Here is a 22,661-nt window from a genome sequence, read left to right on the forward strand (position 1 = left end):
CTCACTCGTACGACTCGGGCTTGGCGGTACGGCTCATCAGCGCGTCCACCGCCAGGCGCGGATCCATCCCCTCGTGGCAGATCCGCTCGATCTGCTCGGTGATCGGCATCTCGACGCCGTGCGCCCGGGCCAGGTCGCGGATGGCCAGGCAGCTCTTGACGCCCTCGGCGGTCTGCCGGGTGGCCGCCTGGGCCTGCTCCAGCGTCTCGCCCCGGCCCAGGTGCTCGCCGAAGGTGCGGTTGCGGGCCATCGGCGACGAGCAGGAGGCGACCAGGTCACCCATGCCGGCCAGCCCGGCGAACGTGATCGGGTCGGCACCGAGCGCCACGCCCAGCCGGGCGGTCTCGGCCAGGCCGCGGGTCATCAGCATGGCCCGGGTGTTGTCGCCGAAGCCCATCGCGGTGGCGATGCCGTACGCCAGCGCGATCACGTTCTTCACCGCGCCGCCCAGCTCGCAGCCGATCACGTCGTCGTTCGTGTACGGGCGGAAGTACGGCGTCCGGATGGACGCCTGCACCAGCGCGGTCCGGCGGCTGTCGGTGCCGGCGACCACAGTGGCGGCCGGCTGCTCGGCGGCGATCTCCGGGGCCAGGTTGGGCCCGGAGACGACCACCACCCGGTCGGCGGGCACCCCGGCGGTCTCGGTGATCACCTGGCTCATCCGCTTGGTGGTGCCCAGCTCGATGCCCTTCATCAGCGACACGAGCGTGGCGTCCGGCGCCAGGTACGGCGTCCAGTCGGCGAGGTTGCCGCGCAGCGTCTGCGAGGGCACCGAGAGCACCACCACCTCGGCCCCCTCGATCGCCTCGGCGGCGTCGCCGGTGGCGGTCACCCGCTCGGGCAGGCGGATCCCCGGCAGGTACTCCGGGTTGTGCCGCCCGGTCCGGATCGCCTCGGCCACGGCGGCCCGGCGGGCCAGGACCGTCACGTCCCGCCCGGCGTCGGCGAGGATCTTGGCGAACGCGGTCCCCCAGGAACCGGCGCCCAGCACGGCGACGTGCCCGCTCATTCGGTGACCTCCCGGGTGCCGGTGCGGGCGGGCCGCTGCCAGAGCGGCGGTGGTGTGCCGCCGCGGATCTCCGCGACCAGATCCCGGATGCGCAGCATGATGGTGTCCGTCATCTCCTCCAGGATCGGCCGGGTCGGCGTGGCGCCGGCCCAGCGGCTCAGGTCCACCGGCGGCCCGGCGATCACCGTCACCGGGGTACGCGGGCGCAGCCCGAACCGGGCCGTACGCGGGTCGAACATCCGTTCCGGGCCGACCATGGCGATCGGGACCACCGGGGCGCCGGTGGCCAGCGCCAGACGGGCCGCGCCGGTCTTGCCCTTCATCGGCCACAGGTCCGGCTCCCGGGTGGTGGTGCCCTCCGGGTAGATCACCACGGCGCCGCCCTCGGCCAGCGCGGCGACGAGCTTGTCGAGCGACTTGACCGCCTCGACGGTGCCCCGCTCGACCGGGATCTGCTGGCAGCGGTGCAGGATCCAGCCGACAACCGGCACCCGGAACACGCTGGCCTTGCCGAGGAAGCGCGGCCAGCGCCCGGCGTCGTAGATGTAGTGCGCGACCACGAGCGGGTCGGCGTGCGAGATGTGGTTCGGCACGAGGATCACGCCGCCGTCGCGGCGCAGGTGCTCCATGCCCCGCCAGGTGCGCCGGGTCCAGACCGTCATCAGCGGCTTCACCAGCACCACGGCGAGTCGTCGCCAGAACCCCAGCCTCCGCCGTGCCACAGTGCCTCCTCGATCCGCCCACGCGCCCCGGCACAGAATCATGCCTGTTCGCCCCCGCTGCGGCCAGTGCGGGTACCGGCGCTCCCGCTGGCAGGATGGTCGGCGTGTCTGAGGCCCGCTGGACCGTGGTGATGCCGGTGAAGCGCCTGGGGGCGGCGAAGAGCCGTCTGCGGGGCGCGCTGCCCGGCGTACCCCACGAGGAGCTGGCACTGGCCCTGGCGGCCGACACGCTGCGCGCGGTGCGGGCGTGCCCGGCGGTGGCCGGGGTGCTCGTGGTCACCGACGACCCCCTGGTGGCCGCGGCAGCCGGCGCGGCGGGCGCCCGCGTCGCCGCCGACCCCGGTGGCGGCCTGAACGCGGCGTTCCGGCACGGCGCGGCGGTCGCCGGGTCGCGCGCCGCCGTGGCCGGCCTGACCGCCGACCTGCCCGCGCTGCGACCGGCCGACCTGGCCGCCGCGCTGCGGGCCACCCAGGGGGTACGCGGGTTCGTGGCTGATGCCCCGGGCGGAGGCACAGTGCTGCTCGCCGCGCCGGCCGGTGCGCCGCTGGCGCCGCAGTTCGGGCCCGGCTCGGCCGCGGCCCACGCGGCGAGCGGGGCGCTGCCGCTCGCCGGGGAGTGGCCCAGCCTGCGCCGGGACGTGGACACCCCGGCGGACCTGGCCGACGCCGCCGGGCTGGGCGTGGGGCCGCGCACCGCCGCGCTGCTGGCCCGGGTCGCCGGAGCGGTCCGGTACGGTGCTGGCATGCAGGGGACGGTGGCCACCTACGACGCGTCGACCCGCAGCGGCGTGCTGCTGCTCGACGACGGCACCGAGCTGGCGTTCCCGGCCCGCGCGTTCGACGCCTCCGGGTTACGGCTGCTCCGATTGGGGCAGCGTGTCCGGATCGAGCGGGACGCCGACGGCGAGGTGGTCCGGGTGACCTTGCCGACGATGGCGTGAACAACCTGGCCCGAGTTCATTTTCCGTTCACCCTTATCGGGGAATCATGAGGTGGTGAGCACCCCTCGCGAGCACCCCGACGGCCCGCCGCCGATCCTCAACCCCGGCACGCCCCGCAACGGCCGCCCCACCCGCGGCCCGGACGGGCGGTTCCGCCAGACCCGGCCCCCGGAGGAGCGCCTCGGCGCCGACCCGGACGCGGCCGGCGCGACCGGCCTGGACGAGCCGCTCGACCCGGTGGAGGGCCCCGGCCCGGCCGGCGAGACCGCCGCGGACGCCGGTCCGCCGACCGCGCCGCCGCTGCCGGAGGACCGCTTCCTCAACCGGGAGCTGTCGTGGCTCGACTTCAACGCCCGGGTGCTGGCGCTCGCCGAGGATCCGCGCACCCCGCTGCTGGAACGGGCGAAGTTCCTGGCCATCTTCGCCAGCAACCTGGACGAGTTCTACATGGTCCGGGTCGCCGGGTTGAAGCGGCGGCTCTCCGCCGGCCTGCCGGTACGCGGCGGCGACCGGCTGCCGCTGCGCACCCAGCTCGACCTGATCACCGAGAAGGCCGCCGGCCTGGTCGCCCGGCACGCCACCTGCCTGGTCGACGACGTGCTGCCGAAGCTCGCCGCCGAGGACATCCGCATCCTGCGCTGGAGCGACCTGGACGACGCCGAGCGGGAGCGGCTGCGCACCTGGTTCCGGGAGCACATCTTCCCGGTGCTCACCCCGCTGGCGGTCGACCCGGCGCACCCGTTCCCGTACATCTCGGGCCGGTCGCTGAACCTGGCCGTGTCGGTGCGCGACCCGGACGGCGGCTCGGAGCTGTTCGCCCGGGTCAAGGTGCCGAACAACGTGCCCCGGTTCGTCCGAGTGCACCGCGACCAGCAGGGCGTGCGGTTCCTGCCGGTCGAGGACCTCATCTCGGTGCACCTCGGCCAGCTGTTCTCCGGCATGCAGGTGGTCGAGTGCCACCTGTTCCGGGTGACCCGCAACGCCGAGGTGGAGGTGGACGAGGACCGCGACGAGGACCTGCTCCAGGCGCTGGAACGGGAGCTGGCCCGGCGCCGGTTCGGCCCGCCGGTACGCCTGGAGGTCGCCGCGTCCATCTCCGACCACATGCTGGAGCTGCTGGTCCGCGAGCTGGACATGGACGGCCACGACGTGCTGCGGGTCCGCGGCCTGCTCGACCTGTCCGCGCTGTGGCAGGTGTACGGCGAGGCCGACCGGCCCGACCTGAAGGACCCGTCGTTCGTGCCGGCCACCCATCCGCGGCTGGCCGAGGGCGAGGTGCCGCGCAGCGTCTTCGCCACGCTGCGCGACGGCGACGTGCTGGTGCACCACCCGTACCACTCGTTCGCGACGAGCGTGCAGCGCTTCGTCGAGCAGGCCGCGGCCGACCCGAACGTGCTCGCCATCAAGCAGACGCTCTACCGCACCAGCGGCGACTCCCCGATCGTGGACGCGCTGGTCGACGCGGCCGCCGCCGGCAAGCAGGTGGTGGTGCTGGTCGAGCTGAAGGCGCGCTTCGACGAGGTGGCGAACATCGGCTGGGCGCGCACGCTGGAACGGGCCGGCTGCCATGTGGTCTACGGCCTGGTGGGGCTCAAGACGCACTGCAAGACCGCGCTGGTGGTACGCCAGGAGGGCAACCAGATCCGGCGCTACTGCCACATCGGCACCGGCAACTACCACCCGAAGACCGCCCGGCTCTACGAGGACTTCGGCATGCTCACCGCCGACCCGGAGATCGGCGCGGACCTGACCGACCTGTTCAACGTGCTCACCGGCTACAGCCGGCAGACCGCGTTCCGGCGGCTGCTGGTGGCGCCGCAGGGCATCCGCAGCGGCCTGATCGAACGCATCGACCGGGAGATCGAGCACGTCCGGCTGGGCATGCCGGGGCTCGTGCAGTTCAAGGTGAACTCCCTGGTGGACGAGGAGATCACCGACGCGCTCTACCGGGCGTCGCGGGCCGGCGTGCACGTGGACCTGCTGATCCGGGGCATGTGCACGCTGCGGCCGGGCGTGCCGGGGCTGTCGGAGAACATCCGGGTCCGCTCGATCCTCGGCCGGTTCCTGGAACACTCCCGGATCTTCCGGTTCGGCAACAACGGCGACGCCGAGTTCTGGATGGGCTCGGCCGACCTGATGCACCGCAACCTGGACCGCCGGGTCGAGGCGCTGGTGCAGGTGAGCGATCCGGTGGCCCGGGCCGAACTGGACCACGTCCTCACCGCCGCGTTCGATCCCGACGTGGACGCGTTCGAGCTGGCCGCGGACGGCACCTGGCACCGGCGTACCGGGGACGGCGACGTGCGGCTGACCCACCTCCAGGATCTGTTGCTGCGCCGGGTCGGCGGCCGGGCGGACTGACCGTGGCGCGTGCCGGGCGGGCATACGGTGAGCGGGTGAGCGACGACGAACCGGTACGGATCCGGGCCGCGGGCGGCGTGGTGTGGCGCCCGGGTCCGGCCGGCGTCGAGGTCTGCCTCGTGCACCGCCCCCGGTACGGCGACTGGTCGCTGCCGAAGGGCAAGCTGGACCGCGGCGAGCACCCGCTCGTGGCGGCCGTCCGCGAGGTGGCCGAGGAGTCCGACGTACGCGCCGTGCCGCAGGTACGCCTGCCCACCGTCCGCTACCGCAGCGAGGGTCTCGCCAAGGCGGTCGACTACTGGTCCATGCGGGCGGCCGGCACCGGCGGTTTCCAGCCCGGCACCGAGGTCGACGACGTGGCCTGGTTCCCGGTCGACGACGCGGTACGCCGGGTCAGCTACCCGCACGACGCCGAGGTGATCGCCGCGTTCGCGGCGCTGCCGCCGGTCACCGCCACGGTGCTGCTGGTCCGGCACGCGCACGCCGGCAAGCGCGGCACCTGGACCGGCCCGGACCACGGCCGCCCGCTCGACGAACAGGGGTGGGCGCAGGCACGGGCGCTGGTCCCGCTCGTCGCGCTGGTCCGCCCGGCCCGCCTGTTCTCCGCCTCGGCCCGGCGCTGCGTGCAGACGCTGGACCCGGCGGCGGCCCGGCTGGACCTGCCGATCGAGGTCTGCGGCGACTTCGACGAACCGGCGCCGGGCCAGCAGGTCGAGGAGTGCGCGCTCGCTGCCGCGGCCCGGCTGACCGCGCTGGCACAGGCCGCCGGGACGGTGGCCGTGTGCAGCCAGGGCAAGGTGATCCCGGGCGCGCTGGAACGGCTCACCGGCCGCGTGGACGAGGACTTCACCACCGCCAAGGGCGGCGGCTGGCTGCTGCCGTTCGCCGGTGACCGGCTGGTCCTTCCCGACCGGTTGTGAGGCGGGCCGCGGCCGCGCGGCGGGTACCGGTTGTCCGGCGGCTCAGGGCAGCGTGACGGTGAGCGTCACCGGGAGGTGGTCGCTGGCCTCGGTGCGCGGCGCGCGTACCTCGGTGGCGGTCAGGCCCGGCGACACGAAGACGTGGTCGATCTGGGTGCGCGGATCGTCGGCCGGGCTGGTCCGCAGCGGCCGGGCCGCGGCCAGCGCGTCCACCAGCCCGGAGCGGGTGAACTCGGCGAACGCCGGGTCGTCCGGCTCGGTGTTCAGGTCACCGCCGAGCACCAGTGGACGGCCGTTCGCGTACCGGCCGGCGAACGCGGCCACCTCCCCCGCCTGCTCGACCGGATCCCGGCCGGGCGGCGGTTGCAGGTGCGTGGCGACCACCGCCAGTTCCCGGCCGCCGAGGTCGAGCGTGACGCCGAGGGCCTGCGCCCCGGTCGGCGCGCCGTGTGCGGTCAGCCGCCGGGTCTGCCCGGAACGCATCGGGAAACGGCTGAGCACCGCGTCGCCCCAGACCGGGTCGGCGGCGGGCGCGAAGACGTACGGCATCCCCAGCCGCCCGGCCGCCAACGCCAGCGTGTCGTGGCCGCCGTTGAGCCACCAGCCCCGGTCGACCTCGCTGAGCAGCACCACGTCCGCGCCGCGCAGCTCCCGGGCCACCGCGTCCACGTCCAGCCGCCCGTCCAGGCCGAATCCCATCCGGATGTTGTACGCGGCCACCCGTACCGCCGCCGGTGTCGTGGTGGTCCGGGCCTGCGCGGGCGGCACGTGCAGCACGGCGGCGAGCCCGGCCAGCGCGGTCAGCCCGGCCAGGGCCGCGACCCGGCCCGTTGCGGGCAGCGCCGGGCCGGCTGATGCCGCACCGGACGGCGTCGGCCCGGGGCGGAGAGGTGCCGTAGCCGCCACCAGAGCCACCAGAACGGCCGTGGCGACCGGCGCCCAGCCGTTGGGGTACCCCAGGTCGTAGGCGGCGTAGTAGGCCACCGTGGCCACCGCGAACACCAGCATCCCGAGCACCGCCGCCCACCCCCGCCGCGCCCCCGCCCGCCCGTCGTCGGTCGTGTCGGTGAGGGCCAGGCAGCCGCCGAGACCGGCGGCGGTGAGCAGGTACGCCGGCACGAGCAGCCCGGTCACGAACAGCACCGACCCGGCGAGCAGCGCGAGCGGCCACAGCACCCGCGCCACGAGCGCCGGTGCCCGGAACAACGCCGCCGCGAGGAACAGCAGCACCGCGAGCGCACCCGGCAGGGCACCGTTTCCGGGGCGGACGAGGCCGGGGAAGTCGGGCGATCCGGTGCCGGCGGCGGCGCTCCAGAGTGCCGGGGCGAGCGCCACCTGACCGGCCAGCAGCAGCGCCGGCCCGCACAGCAACCAGGCCCGGCGGCCCGGGGTCGGCACGCGCCGCCCGGCGTGGCCGTCCGCCGCATCCGTCGCCGGGGCGGCCGTCCGCGCCGCGTCGCCGCGTACCGGAGCGGCGGCCCGCTCCCGCCGTACCGCCGCCGAGGCGGCCAGGAACGCCAGCACCAGCAGGGCGCTCAGGCTCCAGGCGAGCACGCCGCCGCGCCACACCAGATCCTCGGTGCCGAGCAGGGCGTGCCCGACCGCGTTCCCGGCCAGGCCGAGCGCCAGCCCGGCGACCGGGCGGGGCACGGACGCGGCGACGGCGGCGAGCCAGACCAGGCCGGCGAACAGTCCGGCGCAGGCCAGCCAGAGCTGGGCCGGGCCGCCGGGTTGCGCGGTGAGCGCCAGCCGGGCCACCGCCAGCACACCGGCGGCGACGAGTCCGACCGGGGCGGCGCCGACGCGGCGTACGAGCGTGGGCGCGGCGAGGGCGAGCAGGAACCAGCCGAGCGCGAACGCGCCGAGCAGCTCGGCAGGCGTCTCGGCGGCCCGGCCGAACAGGGTGATGACCGACGGCAGCCAGACCCGCAACACGTCCAGCAGGACCGCGATACCGAGGGCGAGCGTGAGGGTGGAGAGGTGACGGTGCCGCACGGGGCGCCTCTTCTCGTGACCGACGGGGGTTTTCGGCACGGCGATTCTGCGGGGCGCGACGGCGGGCGGTCAACGCGTACCCATGCGAAAGGGCGCCCACCGCGAACGGTGGGCGCCCTTTCGTGGGCCGTCCGGTCAGCGCCGGGTGGCGGCCTTCTTGGCCGGCGCCTTCTTCGCGGGCGCCTTCTTCGCCGCCGTGGTCTTCTTCGCCGCGGTGGACTTCGCCGCGGTCGTCTTCTTGGCGGTGGTGGTCTTCTTCGCCGCGGTGGACTTCGCCGCGGTCGTCTTCTTCGCCGCCGTGGTCTTGGTCGCGGCGGCCTTCTTCGCCGGCGCGGCCTTCTTGGTCGCGGTGGTCTTGGTGGCCTTGGTGGCCTTCGCCGCCGTGGTCTTCTTGGCGGCGGCGGTGGTCCGGCCTCCGGTGGCCTTGGCGGCACCGGTGGTCTTCTTCGCGGCGGCGGTGTCCTTGGGCACCTTGCCGCTGGCCACCATCTCCTTGAAGCCCGCGCCCGCCCGGAACGTCGGGACGGCGGTCTTCTTGACCTTCACCGCCTCGCCGGTCCGCGGATTGCGCGCTGTTCGGGCTCCCCGGACGCGCTTCTCGAACGCTCCGAAACCGGTGATCGCCACCTTCTCGCCCTTGGTGACCGCCGCCTGGACCTCAGCGAGAACCGCGTCGAGCGCGGCCGTCGCCGTCTTCCGGTCCCCCAGGCGAACGGCGAGCGCCTCGATGAGCTCGGCCTTGTTCACGACTTCCTCCCGATTGTGCAACTGACTCGACGCGAGCCATTCTGCGCGCACGGTATGCCCTGTGCTGCCTGGACACAAACATTCGGTCGAAAAAAGCCCTTGTGTCGCAACGGATTCGCCCCCACCGGATGCGCCGGTGGGGGCGAATAGCGCTGGAGATCAGGCGATCGAGGGCAGGAACGCCGGCCGGGCGGCCTCGTACGCGCTGATCTCGGCCTCGTGCCGGAGGGTGAGTCCAATGTCGTCCAAGCCCTCCATCAGCCGCCAACGGCTGTGGTCGTCCAGCGGGAACGCCCAGGTGGCGTCACCGGCGTGGACCTGACGGGCGGCGAGGTCGACAGTGATCGGCGTGGTCGGCTCGGATTCCACGAGATCCCACAGTTCTTCCACGGCTTTCAATTCCAGCTCGACCGGAAGGAGACCTTCCTTGAGCGCGTTGCCGCGGAAGATGTCGCCGAAGCGAGGCGAGATGACGGCCCGGAAGCCCCAGTCCCGCAGCGCCCAGACGGCGTGCTCCCGGGAGGATCCGGTGCCGAACTCGGGGCCGGCGATCAGAATCGACGCACCCGAATGGGCGGGATCGTTGAGGACGAATGACGGGTCCTCCCGCCACGCGTTGAACAGACCGTCGGCGAATCCGGTCCGGGTCACCCGCTTGAGGTACACGGCGGGGATGATCTGGTCGGTGTCCACGTTGGATCGGCGCAGCGGCACGGCCGTGCCGGTGTGGGTGGTGAACTTGTCCATGTCGGCTGCCCTTCTACAGGTCGGCGGGGGCGGCCAGCCGGCCGACCACGGCGGTGGCGGCGGCGACCGGCGGGGACACCAGGTGGGTACGCCCGCCCCGGCCCTGGCGGCCCTCGAAGTTGCGGTTGGAGGTCGAGGCGGAGCGCTCGCCCGGCTTCAGCGTGTCCGGGTTCATGCCCAGGCACATGGAGCAGCCGGCGAAGCGCCACTCGGCGCCGGCGTCGGTGAAGACCTTGTCCAGCCCTTCGATCTCGGCCGCCTCGCGGACCGCGGCGGAGCCGGGGACCACGAGCATGCGTACGCCGTCGGCGACCCGATGCCCGCGCAGCACCTCGGCGGCGGCCCGCAGGTCCTCCAGGCGGCCGTTGGTGCAGGAGCCGACGAACACCACGTCCACGGCGAGGTCGCGCATCGGGGTGCCCGGGGTGAGGTCCATGTACTCCAGCGCGCGGCGGGCGGCGACCCGCTCCGGCTCGGTGACGAAGTCCTCCGGGTCCGGCACGGTCGCGCCCAGCGGCACGCCCTGCCCGGGGTTGGTGCCCCAGGTGACGAACGGCGTGATCCGGCTCGCGTCGAGCGTGACCTCGGTGTCGAAGGTCGCGCCCTCGTCGGTGGGCAGCGTCCGCCAGTACTCCAGCGCCGCGTCCCAGTCGTCGCCCTGGGGCGCGCTCGGCCGCCCCTTCAGGTACGCGAACGTGGTCTCGTCCGGCGCGATCATGCCGGCCTTGGCGCCCCACTCGATGGACATGTTCGCGATCGTCATCCGCCCCTCCATCGAGAGGTCGCGGATCGCCTCGCCCCGGTACTCGACGATGTGACCGCGTCCACCGCCGGTGCCGACCTGCGCGATCAGCGCGAGCACCAGGTCCTTGGCGGTGACGCCGGGCGCCAGCTCGCCGACGACGTTCACGGCCATGGTCTTCGGGCGGGCCTGCGGCAGCGTCTGCGTGGCCAGCACGTGTTCGACCTCACTGGTGCCGATGCCGAACGCCAGCGCCCCGAACGCGCCGTGGGTGGCGGTGTGCGAGTCGCCACACACGATCGTCATGCCGGGCTGGGTGAGGCCGAGCTGCGGGCCGATGACGTGCACGATGCCCTGGTTCTCGTCGCCCAGCGGGTGCAGGCGGACACCGAACTCGGCGCAGTTGCGGCGCAGCGTCTCGATCTGGGTGCGGGAGGTGGGGTCCGCGATCGTGAGCAGGTCGCCGCGCCGGGAACGGAACGCCGGGTCGTCGTACCCGGTCGGGGTGTTGTGGTCCTCGGTCGCGATCGTCAGGTCGGTACGGCGGACCCCGCGCCCGGCCAGACGCAGCCCGTCGAACGCCTGCGGGCTGGTCACCTCGTGCAGCAGGTGCAGGTCGATGAAGAGCAGGTCCGGCTCGCCGGCGGCGGAGCGGACCACGTGTGCGTCCCAGACCTTCTCGGCCAGGGTCCTCGGTTGAGTGACTCCCACCATCTGGACATCCTAAATTCTGGGAGGTAAATTTCGGCTTGTGGGACACAGTATGAGCGGTGTCGGCGTTCTCGACAAGGCGGTGGTCATCCTGGCCGCCTGTGTCGACGGCGCCAGCCTGGCCGAACTCGTTGAACGCACCAAGCTGCCCCGGGCCACCGCGCACCGGCTGGCACAGGCGCTGGAGATCCACCGGATGCTCGTCCGGGACACCCAGGGGCGCTGGCGCCCGGGTCCACGCCTGGGCGAGCTGGCCAACGCGGCCCCGGACGTGCTCCTGACCGCCGCCGAGCCGCTGCTCGCCGCGCTACGGGACGCCACCGGCGAAAGCGCCCAGCTCTACCTGCGCCGCGCCGACGAGCGGATCTGCGTGGCCGCCGCCGAGCGTGCCAGCGGCCTCCGGGACACCGTCCCGGTCGGCTCGGTGCTGCCGATGACCGCCGGTTCGGCGGCGCAGATCCTGCTCGCCTGGGAGCCGCCGGAGGCGGTCATGCCGCTGCTCCCCCGCTCCAAGTTCACCGGCCGCACGCTGGCCGAGGTGCGGCGGCGCGGCTGGGCGCAGAGCGTCGCCGAGCGGGAGGCGGGTGTGGCGAGCGTCTCGGCGCCGATCCGGGACCGCACCGGGCGGGTGATCGCCGCGATCAGCATCTCCGGCCCGATCGAGCGCCTCGGCCGCCGCCCCGGCGAACGCCACGCCATGGCCGTCGTCCGAGCCGGCCAGCGCCTCTCCGGCCTCTAACCCCCCGCCCTCCCACCCCCCTCACCCCTAGCCCTCCTCGCGTTGATCATGAAGTTGGCGGCATTTTCGATCTCCCTGACGGCCGCTAACTTCATGATCAACGCGGCAGGGCCGGGGGGGTGGGAAGGGAGGGGGGCGGGAGGGGCGGGGATGCGGAACGGCCCGCCTCGCGTTGCGAGACGGGCCGTTCGTGGATGTAGCCCCGACCGGATTCGAACCGGCGCTACCGCCTTGAGAGGGCGGCGTCCTGGGCCGCTAGACGACGGGGCCAGGCACTTTTCCTGCTTCACCACCCTGCCGGGCGGTGTGGCAGTAGTCTAGCGGCATCCCGTCCGGCACCACCGCCGGGGGTCACCCCCTGCGCACGTGGCCGGACAGCAGAAAGCCCGCCCCGGAAACGGGACGGGCTGTCGGTGCTGTAGCCCCGACCGGATTCGAACCGGCGCTACCGCCTTGAGAGGGCGGCGTCCTGGGCCGCTAGACGACGGGGCCAGAACCTTCATTGCACTCCGTCAGCGTGAGCTGCCGGAATCCAGCGTCCGAGAGTTCTCGCGAACCCTCGGTTGCGCTGGGGTACCAGGACTCGAACCTAGACTAACTGAACCAGAATCAGTCGGGCTGCCAATTACCCCATACCCCATTGGCCCCTTGCGGCGCCGGGAATGAACTTTACCCTCCCGGTGCCGACAGGCCAAATCCAACCCCTCGAAACCCACCTGACCAGCGGAAACGAGGCATCGGAGCGGATCAGGCGACGGGGACCACCGGGTTGCTCAGCTCCCCGATCCCCTGGATCCGCACGGTGACCGTATCCCCCTCGGTGAGCGGACTAACCCCCGCCGGCGTGCCGGTCAGCACCACGTCGCCGGGCAGCAGCGTCATCACGTGCGAGATGTACGACACCAGGCCCGGTACGTCGAACACCATGTCCTTGGTCCGGCCGAGCTGGCGCACCTCCATCTCCTCCGGGTTGCGGCCCACCTCACACCGGATCTCCAGGTCGCTGACGTCGAGCCCGGTGGTGATCCACGGCCCGATCGGGCAGAACGAGTCGAAGCCCTTGGCGCGGGTCCACTGCCCGTCGGAGCGCTGGAGGTCCCGCGCGGTCACGTCGTTGGCGCAGGTGTAGCCGAAGATGGCCCGCTCGGCGGCGGCCCGGTCGGCCCGGCGGGCGCCCGGGGCGCCGATCACCACGGCGAGTTCCGCCTCGTGCTCGACCTGCTTGGAGAAGATCGGCAGCCGGATGGCGTCGCGCGGGCCGATCACCGAGGTGGACGGCTTGAGGAAGAGCAGCGGCTCCTTCGGCACCTCGCTGCCGTGCTCGGCGGCGTGCTCGGCGTAGTTGCGGCCGACACACACCACCTTGCTGGGCAGGATCGGCGACAGCAGCCGGACGTCGGAGAGCGCCCAGCGGGCGCCGGAGAACTGGATCTGCCCGAACGGGTGGCCCTCGATCTCGGCGATGGTCAGGCCCTGCGGCCCGGCCTCCGGCTCGCCCTCGACGACCCCGAACGACATTCCCTTGGCATGAGCGAAACGAGCGATACGCACCCGGCCAATCTATCCCCGCCCGCGGGCCGCCCGGCGGACACCGGCAGGCGGCACGCCCCGGCGGTCGCGCACCACACCTCGCGGGCCGCCGGCGGCACCGGACCGCCAGGAGCCGGACAGGGTACGCGCGATCGCGCCGGACAGGGCGGGAATGGCGGCTTCGTACCCGCCCGGCGGGCCCCGGACCATAGCTTCGGGTCCGGAGGTTCGTTGGTATGCCTGCATCGAGACGACACCACAGGGCCCTGGCAGTGTTCGTGAACTGCCTCGGCGTCATCGCCGCCGTACCGGCGCTGTCCCCGGCGACGCCCCGCGCGGCCGCCGCCCCCGCCCATCCGGCCCCACCACCGGCTGTCATCCCCGGTGCCGCGGCCACCCCGATCCCGACCGGCGTGCCGGCGGTGCCCCCGGCGGTGCCGACCACCGGCCCGGCACCGGTCCGCCCGTCGATGCCCCCGGTCAGCGTGGCGGTGGGCGCGGCGGGCACCCCGGCGCCGGGTTACCGGATCGAGGTCCGCAACGCCGGCACGGCACCCGTCGACACGATGGTCCGGCAGGAGCTGCCGAACGGGTCGCGGGCCACCACGGTGACCGGCGGTGGGCGGACCAGCCGTCCGGCCGGGATGAGCGCCGGTGAGGTGACCTGGCGGCTGCGGCTGCCGGCGAAGAGCACCACCACGCTGCACACCGCGCTGTCGGTCCCCGGTCCGGGCCGCTCGGTGACGGCACCCACCTGTGTCTACGGCTCGGACGGCACGCGCCCGTTCGACTGCGCCACGGCGACCTGGGTGGGCGCCGCGACGGCCCCGGCGGCGCAGGTCACCGCCGCCCCGGCCTGGCGGCGGCCGCCGGTGCTGCTCGCCGCGTTCACGGCGCTGCTGGTGGTCACCGCCGGTGTGGTGTGGTGGGCGGTGTGGCGCCGCCGCCGGCGCACCGCGGCGGGAAGCGCCGCACCCGGCGGCATGGCCCGCGGCGGGACGGGCGCCCCCGGAGGCGGCGCGACGCCCACCGGTACGCCCGCGGGCGGCACCATGCACACCGGCGCCCCCGGAAGCGGTATGCCCGGCGGAGCCGGACCGGGCCAGGGCGGACCGGGCCCAGGCGCGACCGGTGGGCCGGCCGAGCGCGGCACGGTCTACCCGCGTACGGCCGTGCCGTCGCCCGCGAGCCGCCGCCGAAGGCCGCCGGTCTGGCTCGTGGTCGGCGTGGCGGCGGCCGTGCTGGCCGGTGTGGTGGGCGCGGCGGCCTGGTCGGCCACGCAGCGGGTGGCCGCGATGGACACCACGAAGCAGCCGACGAGCGGCGCGTGGGTGGGCAGCAGCGTCACCGGCGCGCTGGGCCAGCCGCTGCGCGAGACCGCGTTCGAGTTCACCGTCTACCGGCTGAGCTGCGGCGCCGACGTCCTGCCACCGGCGCCTGGCGGCGGTCGGCCGTGCCTGGCCACGGTCGGGGTGCGCAACCTCACGACCGAGGACCAGACCTGGCACGGGCAGTTGCAGCGGGCGTACCTGCCCAGCGGCAACTGGGTGGCAGCCGACGAGGACGCGACCCGGGTGGCGAACCTCGGCCGGGACGTCTTCTCCCAGCCGGTGGCCGCCGGGCGGCGGGTGCTGCTGCCGCTGGTGTTCACCATGCGCGGCGACGAGCCGCCGAAACGGCTGGAGCTGCGCAGCGGCGTCTTCTCGGCGGGCGTGCGGGTGGACGTGGCGTGATCCGGGCACGGGCGGCGGTCGTACCCTGGGGTGTGTGACCGCCGCCCTCGCCCCCGCGCTCGACCTGGCCGACTGGCAGGCGCGCCGGCACGCCCACGAGGCGCGGGTGGACGCCTGGCTGACGCCGCACCTGGAACGCCGCCGCACCGGGGTGAAGCACCCGGTGGAGGACTTCCTGTTCACCTACTACTCGCACCGCCCGGCGCAGTTGCGCCGCTGGCACCCGGGCGCGGGCGTGGTGCTGCGCGACGCCGACCCGGCCGGTTTCGGCCCGGACTACACAGCGGGCGCCGCCGGGCTCACCCTCGACACCGATCGGGTACGCGAGCGGCGCGCCGAGTCGATCACCTGGATCCGTACGCTGCTCGCCGCCACCGCCGGACGCCCCGCGCAGTTCGGGTGCTTCGGCATGCACGAGTGGGCGATGGTCTACCGGCAGACCCAGGATCAGGTACGGCACAACGCCTGGCCGCTGCGGCTGAGCCCGGCGGCGACGGCGGCTGTGGTCGAGGAGCGCGGCGTGCGGTGCAGCCACTTCGACGCGTTCCGGTTCTTCACCGCTCCGGCCCGGCCGCTGAACGTGCTCCAGCCGACCCGGGAGGGTCAGCACGCGCTGGAGCAGCCGGGCTGCCTGCACGCCAACATGGATCTCTACAAGTGGGCGTACAAGCTGTCGCCGCTGGTGCCGTCGGAGCTGGTGGCGGACTGCTTCGCGCTGGCCCGGGAGATCCGGGCGCTGGACATGCGGGCCAGCCCGTACGACCTGGCCGACCTGGGCTACCCGCCGGTGCGGGTGGAGACGCCGGAGGGCCGGGCCGAGTACGCCACCGCCCAGCGCGGGTTCGCCGAGCGGGCCGCCGGGCTGCGCGCCCGGCTGCTGGCCGCGCTGGACCGGGCCGCGCCGGCCGACCACCGCTGAGCGCGGGGCCGGCCGGCGCGGGGGTCAGTTCGCGGCGCAGGTCACTGCCGGCACCGGGCTCGGGACGGCACCGTCGGCCAGGAACCCGAACGTGGTCTGGGCGGCAGGGGCCAGGGCGCCGTTCCAGCTCGCGTTCCGGGCGGTCACTGTGGTTCCGCTCTGCGTCACGTCCGCGCTCCACGCCTGGCTGATCCGCTGGCCGGCGGAGAGCGGGAAGCGCACGGTCCAGCCGGCGATCGGCGCGGCGCCGCCGTTGCGGACCGTCACCTCCCCCTGGAAGCCGCCAGGCCACTGACCGGCGACCCGCCAGGTGGCGGTGCAGCCGCCGGCCGTGGGCGACGGGCTGGCCGTGGGCGACGGGCTGACGGTGGGCGACGGCGTGGGGCTGACGGTCGGGGACGTGGTCGGGCCGGGCGTGGTGCGGCCCAGCGCGGCGACCAGCGCCGGGTACCACCTGTCGGACATCTTCTGGTCGCCTGCGGCGTTCGGGTGCACGCCGTCGTACGTGTCGGTGGCGGTGCTGAACCCGGTCCACTGGTCGACCACCACGATCGGCGACGCGGCTGTGGTCTTCCCGGCCGCCCAGCCGTCGATCAGCGAGTTGAGCGCCACCGTCCGCTGGCCGCACTCGGGACAGCTCGCCGGGTTCATCGGGATGATCTTCGCGACCAGCACGGTCATGGCCGGGTTGGCGGCCCGCATCTGGTCCACCAGCTTCGAGTACGCGGCCAGGATCGTGGCGGGCGCGATGTTGCTCCACACGTCGTTGGTGCCGAAGTGCATGAGCACGACGTCCGGACGGGTGGCGGACAGCCAGCCGGGCAGCAGGTTCTGGTTGGCCACGTTCGTCGCGAGGTAGCCGCCGTGCCCCTCGTTGTCGCCGTCGTACGGCACACCGCAGCCCTGCGGCCCGAGCGTGCCGACGAAGTCGACGTCGGTGTGGCCGGTGGACTGGAGGCGGTTCCAGAGCAGCGCCCGCCAGCAGCCGGGCGACCCGGTGATGGAGTCGCCGAGCGGCATGACGCGGACCGGGGTGGCCGCCGCGGCGGCCGGGGGTGTGGTGGCGGTGAGGGCGAGGCCGAGGGCGAGGACCGGTAGCAGCGCGGCGAGCGCGGTCAGCGCGGCGCGCAGGGGGTTACGGGACATGCGGAAGGGACTCCTGTCACTGTGACGTGGTGGTCGGTGACGGCCCTGAAGCTCCCGTACGCATTGAAGCGCTTCGACGCCTCCGACTCAACCCTCCGGGTGCCCCCGATGCCGGTTCCACTCCGGGGCGAGGATCGACATGACAGTGGCGTCCACCCAGTCGTCGCCGTCGCGCAGCACCTGCCGCAGCGTCCCCTCGGCGACGAAGCCCACCTTCTCGTAGGCGCGCCGGGCACGCGGGTTGAACGCGAACACCTCCAGGCCGATGCGGTGCAGGCCGAGTTGCTCGAAGCCGTACCCGACGATCAGCCGGACCGCCTCGGTGCCGAGGCCGCGGTCGCGGCCGCCGGGGCCGATCAGCGTGCGGAAGTTGCAGCTCGCGTTGGCCCGGTCCCACTCGTTGAGGACCACCTCGCCGACGCAGGTGCCGCTCGCCCGGTCCACGACCGCGAGGTCGAGCCGGTCGTCCTGGCTGTTGCGGGTGCCGTACCAGGCCCGCAGGCGGGACGGCTCGAACGCCTCGCCGGCCGGGCTGCCGGTCAGCCGGGCCACCTCCGGGTCGGCCAGGATCTCGGCGAGCGCCGGCAGGTCGTCGTCGTGGAACGGGCGCAGCACCACCCGCTCGCCGGTGAGCGTGGGCTTGACGGAGAAGTCGATCACGTGGCGGAATTCTCCGGGCGGCGCGCTCGGCGGCTCAACAGGTTTTCGGTCAGTCGCCGTCCACCCGGCGGTCGCGTTTGCGCTGCGACTGACGCTTCTTCTCGGCCAGGCGACGCTCCTTGGCGCCACGGGAGGGGCGGGTCGGCCGGCGCGTCTTCGGCGGCGGGGCGACGGCCTCGCGCAGCAGCGCGGCCATCCGCTCGCGGGCCGCCTCCCGGTTGGCCAGCTGGGCGCGGTGCTCGCTGGCGGTGACCGTCAGCACGCCACCGACCAGGCGGCCGGCGAGCCGGGCCAGCGCCCGTTCCCGCAGCGTCTCCGGCACGCTCGGCGAGCCGCCCAGGTCGAAGCTCAGCTCCACCCGGGAGTCGGTGGTGTTGACTCCCTGGCCGCCGGGCCCGGACGAGCGGGAGAACCGTTCCCGCAGCTCGGCGGCGGGCACCGTGAGCCGATCGGTGACCCGCAGTCCGTCGTCCACTCCCCGAGGCTAGCGCCCCGCGCGGTGACTCGGGGTGGGGGTGGCGCTCGGCGTGGGACCGGCCCGTTCCTCGCCGCCGCCGGACGCCGCGTACGCGGCCGCGCCGACGAGCAGCAGGGCGATCACCGCGAGCTTGACGACGACGCCCCGGATCGCGAGCCAGGCGTTGCGCCGGGCGCCGGGGACGCTGGTCCGGATGGTCTGGTAGTCGGTCCAGCCGCGTTTCGCACGCGCGTAGGACGCGCCGACACCGGCGCCGATGATCAGGCCCACCACGAGGAGGGCCGCAATGACAGCTTGCTCCACCTCCGCCAGTATTCATACTCAGCGTAATATTTCTATGGCCCAATGATCCCACGCCGGATATCCGACACTTCGCACCGATCTTGCGACGCTTGTGCAGGTCAGCGCCGGGAGGGGCGGCAGGGCAACCCCGCGCGGGCGCCAGGCCGGGCCCGCGCGGGTGGCCGCGCAGACGACTCAGCCGCCCCGGCCGATGATGGTGTCGGCGGTCTGCTGGACCTGGTCGATCGGGATGGCGAAGCCGATACCGATGGAGCCGTTGCCGTCGATGGTGGCGATCGCCGTGTTCACGCCGACCACCTCACCGCGCGCGTTCACCAGCGGACCACCGGAGTTGCCCGGGTTGATCGAGGCGTCGGTCTGCACCGCCGTGTGCCGGCCGTTGCCGATCCGTACCTGCCGGTTGAGCGCGCTGACGATGCCGGCGGTGACCGTCCCGGCGAGCCCGAGCGGCGACCCGACCGCGAGCACCGGCTCCCCCACTCTCGTCGAGTTCGCCTTTGCCAGCGGCAACGGCGGCAACCCGGCCGACGCGGGCACCTTCAGCACGGCCAGGTCGCTGGCCGGCTCCCGGCCCACCACCTCGGCCGGGAAGCGCCGCCCGTCCGACGTCTCCACAGTCACCACGCCGGAACCGCCCCGGGCCAGGATGTGGTCGTTGGTGACGATGTGCTGCTCGTTGTCGATGGCGAACCCGGAGCCGGACGCGGACGCGCCGGAGCGGCCCCCGACCATCACCGACACCACCCCGGGCACCGTCTTGCCGGCGGCGGTGATCAGCTCCGCCGGCACCGGCGCGGCGGACGCCGCTGCCGGTCCCGGCGCGCCCCGGTCGGCCGCCCAGGTGCCGGCCGCCGCGCCGGAGACGGTGGAGAGCGCCACCACCGCCGCCACGCTCAGCAGCCGGTGCCGCAGGCTACGCCGCCCGGCCTCCGGCCCGCCCCCGGGTACGTCCCGGTAGCCGCGCCCGTCCGGGTCCAGCTCCGGCGAGACGAACCACGGTCCGCGTGGCTCGCCGAGTCCGGTCTGCACTGCCATGCCTGGCTCCTCACATGTCGTGCGGTAGTGGTGTGCGGGTCAGGGCAGCCGGGAGAACCACCGCAGCGAGCCGGCCGCGGCGCCCATCGCCAGGACCAGCCCGAGGCCGATGAAGCGGGCCGAGATGTCCTGCCGCTCGGTGCGGTAGCCGACCGAGGTGCCGATGTCCTCGTAGACGTCCTTCAGCTCGGCGGTGGTGGACGCCTCGTGGAAGCCCCCGCCGGTCTGCTCGGCGACCGCCCGCAGCGTCTGGCCGTCCACCGGCACCTGGATCGCCCGGCCACCCCTGTCGACCGAGCCGCCCGGCGTGCCGAAGGAGATGGTGTGCACCGGCACCTTCGCGGCGACCGCCTGGTCGGCGGCCTCCATCGGGTCCATGCCGGAGGTGTTCGCACCGTCGGAGAGGATGATGATCCGGGCCGGCGGCGGATCCTTGGCGGCGGTGGCGTCCAGGCTCTTGACCGCGCCGAGCGAGGTGCTGATCGCCTCGCCGATGGCGGTGCCCTGCACGCCGGTGATGCCCTCGGCCAGCCGCCCGATCCCGTCGTGCAGCGCCTCCCGGTCGGTGCTCGGCGGCACCAGCACCGCCGCGCTGCCGGCGAACGCGACGAGGCCGACGTTGAACTCGTCCGGCAGCCCGTCGACGAACCGCCGGCCCGCCTCCTTGGCCGCTGTCAGCCGGTCCGGGTCCACGTCACCGGCGAGCATCGAGGTGGAGACGTCCACCGCGACCATCACCGTGGCCCGCTCCCGGGGCACCCGCACCTCCGCCTCGGGCCGGGCGAACCCGACCACGAGCAGCGCCAGCATGGCGAGGAACAGGCCCGCCGGGACGTGCCGCCGCCAGGCCGGGCGGCGCGGGGCGACCCGGTCGAGCAGGCGCAGGTTGGTGAAGCGCACCGCGTACCGGCTCTGCCGCCGTTGCAGCACCAGGTAGCCGGCGACCAGCGCGACGACGGCGAGCAGCAGCCAGAGGCGGGCGGGTGACTGCCAGGTCATGCGACACCTCCGCGGGCCGCGGCCGGTACGGTGGCCAGCCGGCGCTGCTCGTGCACGTACCGGACGACGTCCGCGCACCAGTCCCGGTCGGTGCGCAGCGCCAGGTGGGTCGCGCCGGCCCGGCGCAGCGTGCGGCGCACCTGGTCGCGCTGCTCGGCGGCGGCACGCGCGTACCGCTCGCGCAGGCCCGGGTCACCGGTCCACACCTCGCGGTGCCGGCCGCTCTCCGGGTCGACGAGCGTGACCAGGCCGACGTCCGGCAGTTCCAGCTCGCGCGGGTCGGTCACCTCGACGGCGAGCACCTGGTGCCGTACCGCGAGGCGGCGCAGCGCGGCGGCCCACGGCGGCGGCGCCGCGTCCGGGTCGTCGGGCAGCTCGTCGAGGAAGTCGGAGACGATCACCACGAGCCCGCGCCGGGTGGCGACGCGCTGGAGGCCGTCCAGCCCGTCGGCCAGGCCCGGCGCCGCGTCCGTCCGGCCCGCGCCGGCCGCGCCCGCGCCGCCGGAGTCCGGCAGGTCGCCGGTACGCGGGGCGCCGAGCAGCGCGCGGAGCAGCCCGAGCAGATGGGTACGCCCGCTGCGGGCCGGGAACCGGCGCAACCCGCGCGGGGTGAGCACCTGGGCGCCGAGCCGGTTGCCGACTCCCGCGGTGAGGAAGCCGATCGCCGCCACGGCGGCCACCGCCAGTTCCCGTTTGTCCAGCGTGGACGTCCCGTACTCCATGCTGGGGCTGGCGTCGACGAGCAGCCAGGTGGTCAGTTCCCGGTCCGCGTCGACCTCCCGGACGTGCGGGACGGTGGTCCGGGCGGTGACCGCCCAGTCCATCCGGCGTACCTCGTCCTCGCCGGGGCGGTACTCGCGGCTGCCTGCCGCCTCGCTGCCCGGTCCGGGGAGCAGGCCGCGGTACCGGCCGTGCAGCAGCCCGTCGAGCCGCCGGGTCACCGTCAGCTCCAGCCGGCGCAGCCGCTGGTCCGGGGCGAGATCGGCGAGCCCGGGTCCGGCCTCGCCGGTCATGCCGCCGCCAGGTCGTTCACCGTCTCGGTGGGCCCGTTCACCAGCCGGGGCGGCGGCACCGCCTCGATCACGCGGCGCACCACGTCCTCGCCGGAGATCCCGTCGGCGATCGCGTCGAAGGAGAGCACGAGCCGGTGCGCCAGCACGTCCACCGCGAGTTCCCGGATGTCCTCGGGGAGCACGTAGTCCCGGCCGTGGATGAGCGCCTGGGCGCGGGCGGCGGCCACCAGGCCGAGCGTGGCCCGGGGGCTGGCCCCGTACGCCAGCAGGGGCGCGACGTCGGGCAGGCCGAAGCGCTCCGGGTCGCGGGTGGCGAGGATGAGGCGGACCACGTACTCGGCGAGCGCGTGGTGGACGAAGACGTCGGTGGCGCGGCGCTGGAGTTCGCGCAGCCGGACCGGGTCGAGCACGGTGCGCGCGGTGGGCCGGTCGGTGCTCATCCGGTAGAGGATGGCCAGCTCGTCGGCGTCGCTCGGGTAGTCGACCACCACCTTCATCAGGAAGCGGTCGCGCTGTGCCTCCGGGAGCTGGTAGACACCCTCGGACTCGATCGGGTTCTGGGTGGCCAGGACCAGGAACGGGTCCGGCACCGGCCAGCTCCGGCCGGCGATGGAGACCTGCCGCTCGGCCATCGCCTCGAGCAGCGCCGACTGCACCTTGGCCGGGGCCCGGTTGATCTCGTCGGCGAGCACCAGGTTCGCCATGATCGGCCCCAGCTCCACGTCGAACTGTTCGGTGGAGGCGCGGTAGATGCGCGTGCCGACGATGTCGGAGGGGACCAGGTCGGGGGTGAACTGGATCCGGGAGAACGTGCCACCGACCACTGTGGCGAGTGTCTGCGCCGCCAGCGTCTTGGCCACCCCCGGTACGCCCTCCAGCAGGCAGTGCCCGTCGGCGATCAGGGCGGTGAGCAGGCGGTCGACGAGCCGATCCTGCCCGACGATCACGCGTTTGACCTCGACGAGGGTCTGTTCCAGCTCGACGCCGCTCGCGTCGGCGTCGACCGGGCTGAGCACGCTGGCCGGGGTGTCCGAGATGTCCGTCACGGTGCTTGCTTCCCGGGCCGGACCGGCGACAAACGTCGGATTATCGGCCCCTGGGCGGTGGTCGGCGGGCCGGACCGGCAGCTTCTCCCCAGCCGGGCGGGAACGACACGAAGCGGCGCGGCACCGGCCGGAGGGGTACGGAACACGACACCGGCCCCCGCCGGA

Annotated in this window: 20 protein-coding genes, 3 tRNA genes and 1 pseudogene; 6 read left to right on the forward strand and 18 right to left on the reverse strand. The window is 74.2% G+C overall.

Going from position 1 to position 22,661, the window contains the following annotated elements; translation table 11 throughout:
* Nucleotide 1: 1 nt before the first annotated feature.
* Together FB455_RS11110 and FB455_RS11115 are read right to left on the reverse strand one after the other, a co-directional pair.
* Nucleotides 2-1,009, reverse strand: a complete 1,008-nt coding sequence (locus tag FB455_RS11110; protein WP_013284538.1) for an NAD(P)H-dependent glycerol-3-phosphate dehydrogenase — start codon at nt 1,007-1,009, stop codon at nt 2-4.
* Nucleotides 1,006-1,731: a lysophospholipid acyltransferase family protein gene (locus FB455_RS11115; RefSeq protein WP_013284537.1), complete on the reverse strand. Its 726-nt coding sequence runs from the start codon at nt 1,729-1,731 to the stop codon at nt 1,006-1,008. Before FB455_RS11115 ends, FB455_RS11110 begins: the two co-directional genes overlap by 4 nt.
* Nucleotides 1,732-1,826: 95 nt before the next feature.
* On the opposite strand from FB455_RS11115, the pseudogene cofC reads away from it, so the two are divergent.
* The 3 genes and pseudogenes from cofC to FB455_RS11130 form a co-directional block, all read left to right on the forward strand.
* Nucleotides 1,827-2,450 (forward strand): annotated as a pseudogene (gene cofC / locus FB455_RS11120) (2-phospho-L-lactate guanylyltransferase); the annotation flags it as partial.
* Between the two features lie 276 nt (nt 2,451-2,726).
* Nucleotides 2,727-5,033: an RNA degradosome polyphosphate kinase gene (locus FB455_RS11125; protein WP_435817919.1), complete on the forward strand. Its 2,307-nt coding sequence runs from the start codon at nt 2,727-2,729 to the stop codon at nt 5,031-5,033.
* 2 nt (nt 5,034-5,035) lie between these two features.
* Nucleotides 5,036-5,953, forward strand: coding sequence for an NUDIX hydrolase (locus FB455_RS11130; protein WP_013284534.1), 918 nt, complete (start codon nt 5,036-5,038; stop codon nt 5,951-5,953).
* 42 nt (nt 5,954-5,995) lie between these two features.
* On the opposite strand, the gene FB455_RS11135 is transcribed toward FB455_RS11130, so the two are convergent.
* The 4 genes from FB455_RS11135 to leuC form a co-directional block, all read right to left on the reverse strand.
* On the reverse strand, nt 5,996-7,948 hold the full coding sequence (locus tag FB455_RS11135) for an endonuclease/exonuclease/phosphatase family protein (RefSeq protein WP_145753223.1): 1,953 nt from the start codon (nt 7,946-7,948) through the stop codon (nt 5,996-5,998).
* A gap of 135 nt (nt 7,949-8,083) precedes the next feature.
* Nucleotides 8,084-8,695 (reverse strand): HU family DNA-binding protein, encoded by a 612-nt coding sequence (locus FB455_RS11140; RefSeq protein ID WP_145753225.1) that lies wholly within the window; start codon nt 8,693-8,695, stop codon nt 8,084-8,086.
* A gap of 159 nt (nt 8,696-8,854) precedes the next feature.
* Nucleotides 8,855-9,442: a 3-isopropylmalate dehydratase small subunit gene (gene leuD / locus FB455_RS11145; protein ID WP_013284531.1), complete on the reverse strand. Its 588-nt coding sequence runs from the start codon at nt 9,440-9,442 to the stop codon at nt 8,855-8,857.
* Between the two features lie 13 nt (nt 9,443-9,455).
* On the reverse strand, nt 9,456-10,898 hold the full coding sequence (leuC, locus tag FB455_RS11150; protein WP_145753227.1) for a 3-isopropylmalate dehydratase large subunit: 1,443 nt from the start codon (nt 10,896-10,898) through the stop codon (nt 9,456-9,458).
* Nucleotides 10,899-10,947: 49 nt separating this feature from the next.
* Here leuC and FB455_RS11155 point away from each other — a divergent pair, with 49 nt between their 5' ends.
* A complete protein-coding gene (locus tag FB455_RS11155; RefSeq protein ID WP_013284529.1) occupies nt 10,948-11,634 on the forward strand; it encodes an IclR family transcriptional regulator in 687 nt (228 codons plus the stop codon).
* Nucleotides 11,635-11,831: 197 nt separating this feature from the next.
* On the opposite strand, the gene FB455_RS11160 is transcribed toward FB455_RS11155, so the two are convergent.
* From FB455_RS11160 to FB455_RS11175, 4 genes are all read right to left on the reverse strand, one after another.
* Nucleotides 11,832-11,904: transfer RNA gene (locus FB455_RS11160), tRNA-Glu, on the reverse strand.
* A 149-nt stretch (nt 11,905-12,053) separates the two neighbouring features.
* Nucleotides 12,054-12,126 (reverse strand) — tRNA-Glu (locus FB455_RS11165).
* A gap of 76 nt (nt 12,127-12,202) precedes the next feature.
* A tRNA-Gln gene (locus FB455_RS11170) sits at nt 12,203-12,274 on the reverse strand.
* 107 nt (nt 12,275-12,381) lie between these two features.
* Complete coding sequence (locus tag FB455_RS11175) at nt 12,382-13,185, reverse strand: fumarylacetoacetate hydrolase family protein (RefSeq protein WP_013284528.1); 804 nt, start codon at nt 13,183-13,185, stop codon at nt 12,382-12,384.
* Between the two features lie 215 nt (nt 13,186-13,400).
* Here FB455_RS11175 and FB455_RS11180 point away from each other — a divergent pair, with 215 nt between their 5' ends.
* Complete coding sequence (locus tag FB455_RS11180) at nt 13,401-14,897, forward strand: DUF4352 domain-containing protein (protein ID WP_145753228.1); 1,497 nt, start codon at nt 13,401-13,403, stop codon at nt 14,895-14,897.
* A gap of 34 nt (nt 14,898-14,931) precedes the next feature.
* The gene (locus FB455_RS11185; RefSeq protein ID WP_145753230.1) at nt 14,932-15,816 is read left to right on the forward strand and encodes a 3-methyladenine DNA glycosylase; all 885 of its coding nucleotides are present in this window, start codon (nt 14,932-14,934) and stop codon (nt 15,814-15,816) included.
* Nucleotides 15,817-15,840: 24 nt separating this feature from the next.
* On the opposite strand, the gene FB455_RS11190 is transcribed toward FB455_RS11185, so the two are convergent.
* The 8 genes from FB455_RS11190 to FB455_RS11225 form a co-directional block, all read right to left on the reverse strand.
* A complete protein-coding gene (locus FB455_RS11190; protein ID WP_145753232.1) occupies nt 15,841-16,962 on the reverse strand; it encodes a cellulose binding domain-containing protein in 1,122 nt (373 codons plus the stop codon).
* Nucleotides 16,963-17,049: 87 nt separating this feature from the next.
* Nucleotides 17,050-17,622 carry a GNAT family N-acetyltransferase gene (locus FB455_RS11195; protein ID WP_013284524.1) on the reverse strand — a complete coding sequence of 191 codons (573 nt, stop codon included), beginning with the start codon at nt 17,620-17,622 and terminating at the stop codon, nt 17,050-17,052.
* Nucleotides 17,623-17,671: 49 nt separating this feature from the next.
* Nucleotides 17,672-18,097 (reverse strand): alternative ribosome rescue aminoacyl-tRNA hydrolase ArfB, encoded by a 426-nt coding sequence (gene arfB, locus FB455_RS11200; RefSeq protein WP_013284523.1) that lies wholly within the window; start codon nt 18,095-18,097, stop codon nt 17,672-17,674.
* A gap of 9 nt (nt 18,098-18,106) precedes the next feature.
* Nucleotides 18,107-18,403, reverse strand: a complete 297-nt coding sequence (locus FB455_RS11205) for a hypothetical protein (protein ID WP_013284522.1) — start codon at nt 18,401-18,403, stop codon at nt 18,107-18,109.
* 174 nt (nt 18,404-18,577) lie between these two features.
* Nucleotides 18,578-19,438, reverse strand: a complete 861-nt coding sequence (locus FB455_RS11210; RefSeq protein ID WP_145753234.1) for a S1C family serine protease — start codon at nt 19,436-19,438, stop codon at nt 18,578-18,580.
* Between the two features lie 39 nt (nt 19,439-19,477).
* Complete coding sequence (locus FB455_RS11215) at nt 19,478-20,437, reverse strand: VWA domain-containing protein (RefSeq protein WP_013284520.1); 960 nt, start codon at nt 20,435-20,437, stop codon at nt 19,478-19,480.
* Nucleotides 20,434-21,450 (reverse strand): DUF58 domain-containing protein, encoded by a 1,017-nt coding sequence (locus FB455_RS11220; RefSeq protein ID WP_145753236.1) that lies wholly within the window; start codon nt 21,448-21,450, stop codon nt 20,434-20,436. The genes FB455_RS11215 and FB455_RS11220 overlap by 4 nt, the downstream gene beginning before the upstream one ends.
* On the reverse strand, nt 21,447-22,496 hold the full coding sequence (locus tag FB455_RS11225; protein ID WP_013284518.1) for an AAA family ATPase: 1,050 nt from the start codon (nt 22,494-22,496) through the stop codon (nt 21,447-21,449). The genes FB455_RS11220 and FB455_RS11225 overlap by 4 nt, the downstream gene beginning before the upstream one ends.
* Nucleotides 22,497-22,661: the final 165 nt, after the last annotated feature.

The sequence above is a fragment of the Micromonospora sp. CNZ296 genome (assembly GCF_007827635.1).

Coding starts and splice junctions, on each gene's coding strand:
- FB455_RS11220 (WP_145753236.1), bottom strand. CDS start 21,450: ATGACCGGCGAGGCCGGACCCGGGCTCGCCGATCTCGCCCCGGACCAG.
- FB455_RS11190 (WP_145753232.1), bottom strand. CDS start 16,962: ATGTCCCGTAACCCCCTGCGCGCCGCGCTGACCGCGCTCGCCGCGCTG.
- FB455_RS11215 (WP_013284520.1), bottom strand. CDS start 20,437: ATGACCTGGCAGTCACCCGCCCGCCTCTGGCTGCTGCTCGCCGTCGTC.
- leuC (WP_145753227.1), bottom strand. CDS start 10,898: ATGGTGGGAGTCACTCAACCGAGGACCCTGGCCGAGAAGGTCTGGGAC.
- leuD (WP_013284531.1), bottom strand. CDS start 9,442: ATGGACAAGTTCACCACCCACACCGGCACGGCCGTGCCGCTGCGCCGA.
- FB455_RS11155 (WP_013284529.1), top strand. CDS start 10,948: ATGAGCGGTGTCGGCGTTCTCGACAAGGCGGTGGTCATCCTGGCCGCC.
- FB455_RS11180 (WP_145753228.1), top strand. CDS start 13,401: ATGCCTGCATCGAGACGACACCACAGGGCCCTGGCAGTGTTCGTGAAC.
- FB455_RS11210 (WP_145753234.1), bottom strand. CDS start 19,438: ATGGCAGTGCAGACCGGACTCGGCGAGCCACGCGGACCGTGGTTCGTC.
- FB455_RS11110 (WP_013284538.1), bottom strand. CDS start 1,009: ATGAGCGGGCACGTCGCCGTGCTGGGCGCCGGTTCCTGGGGGACCGCG.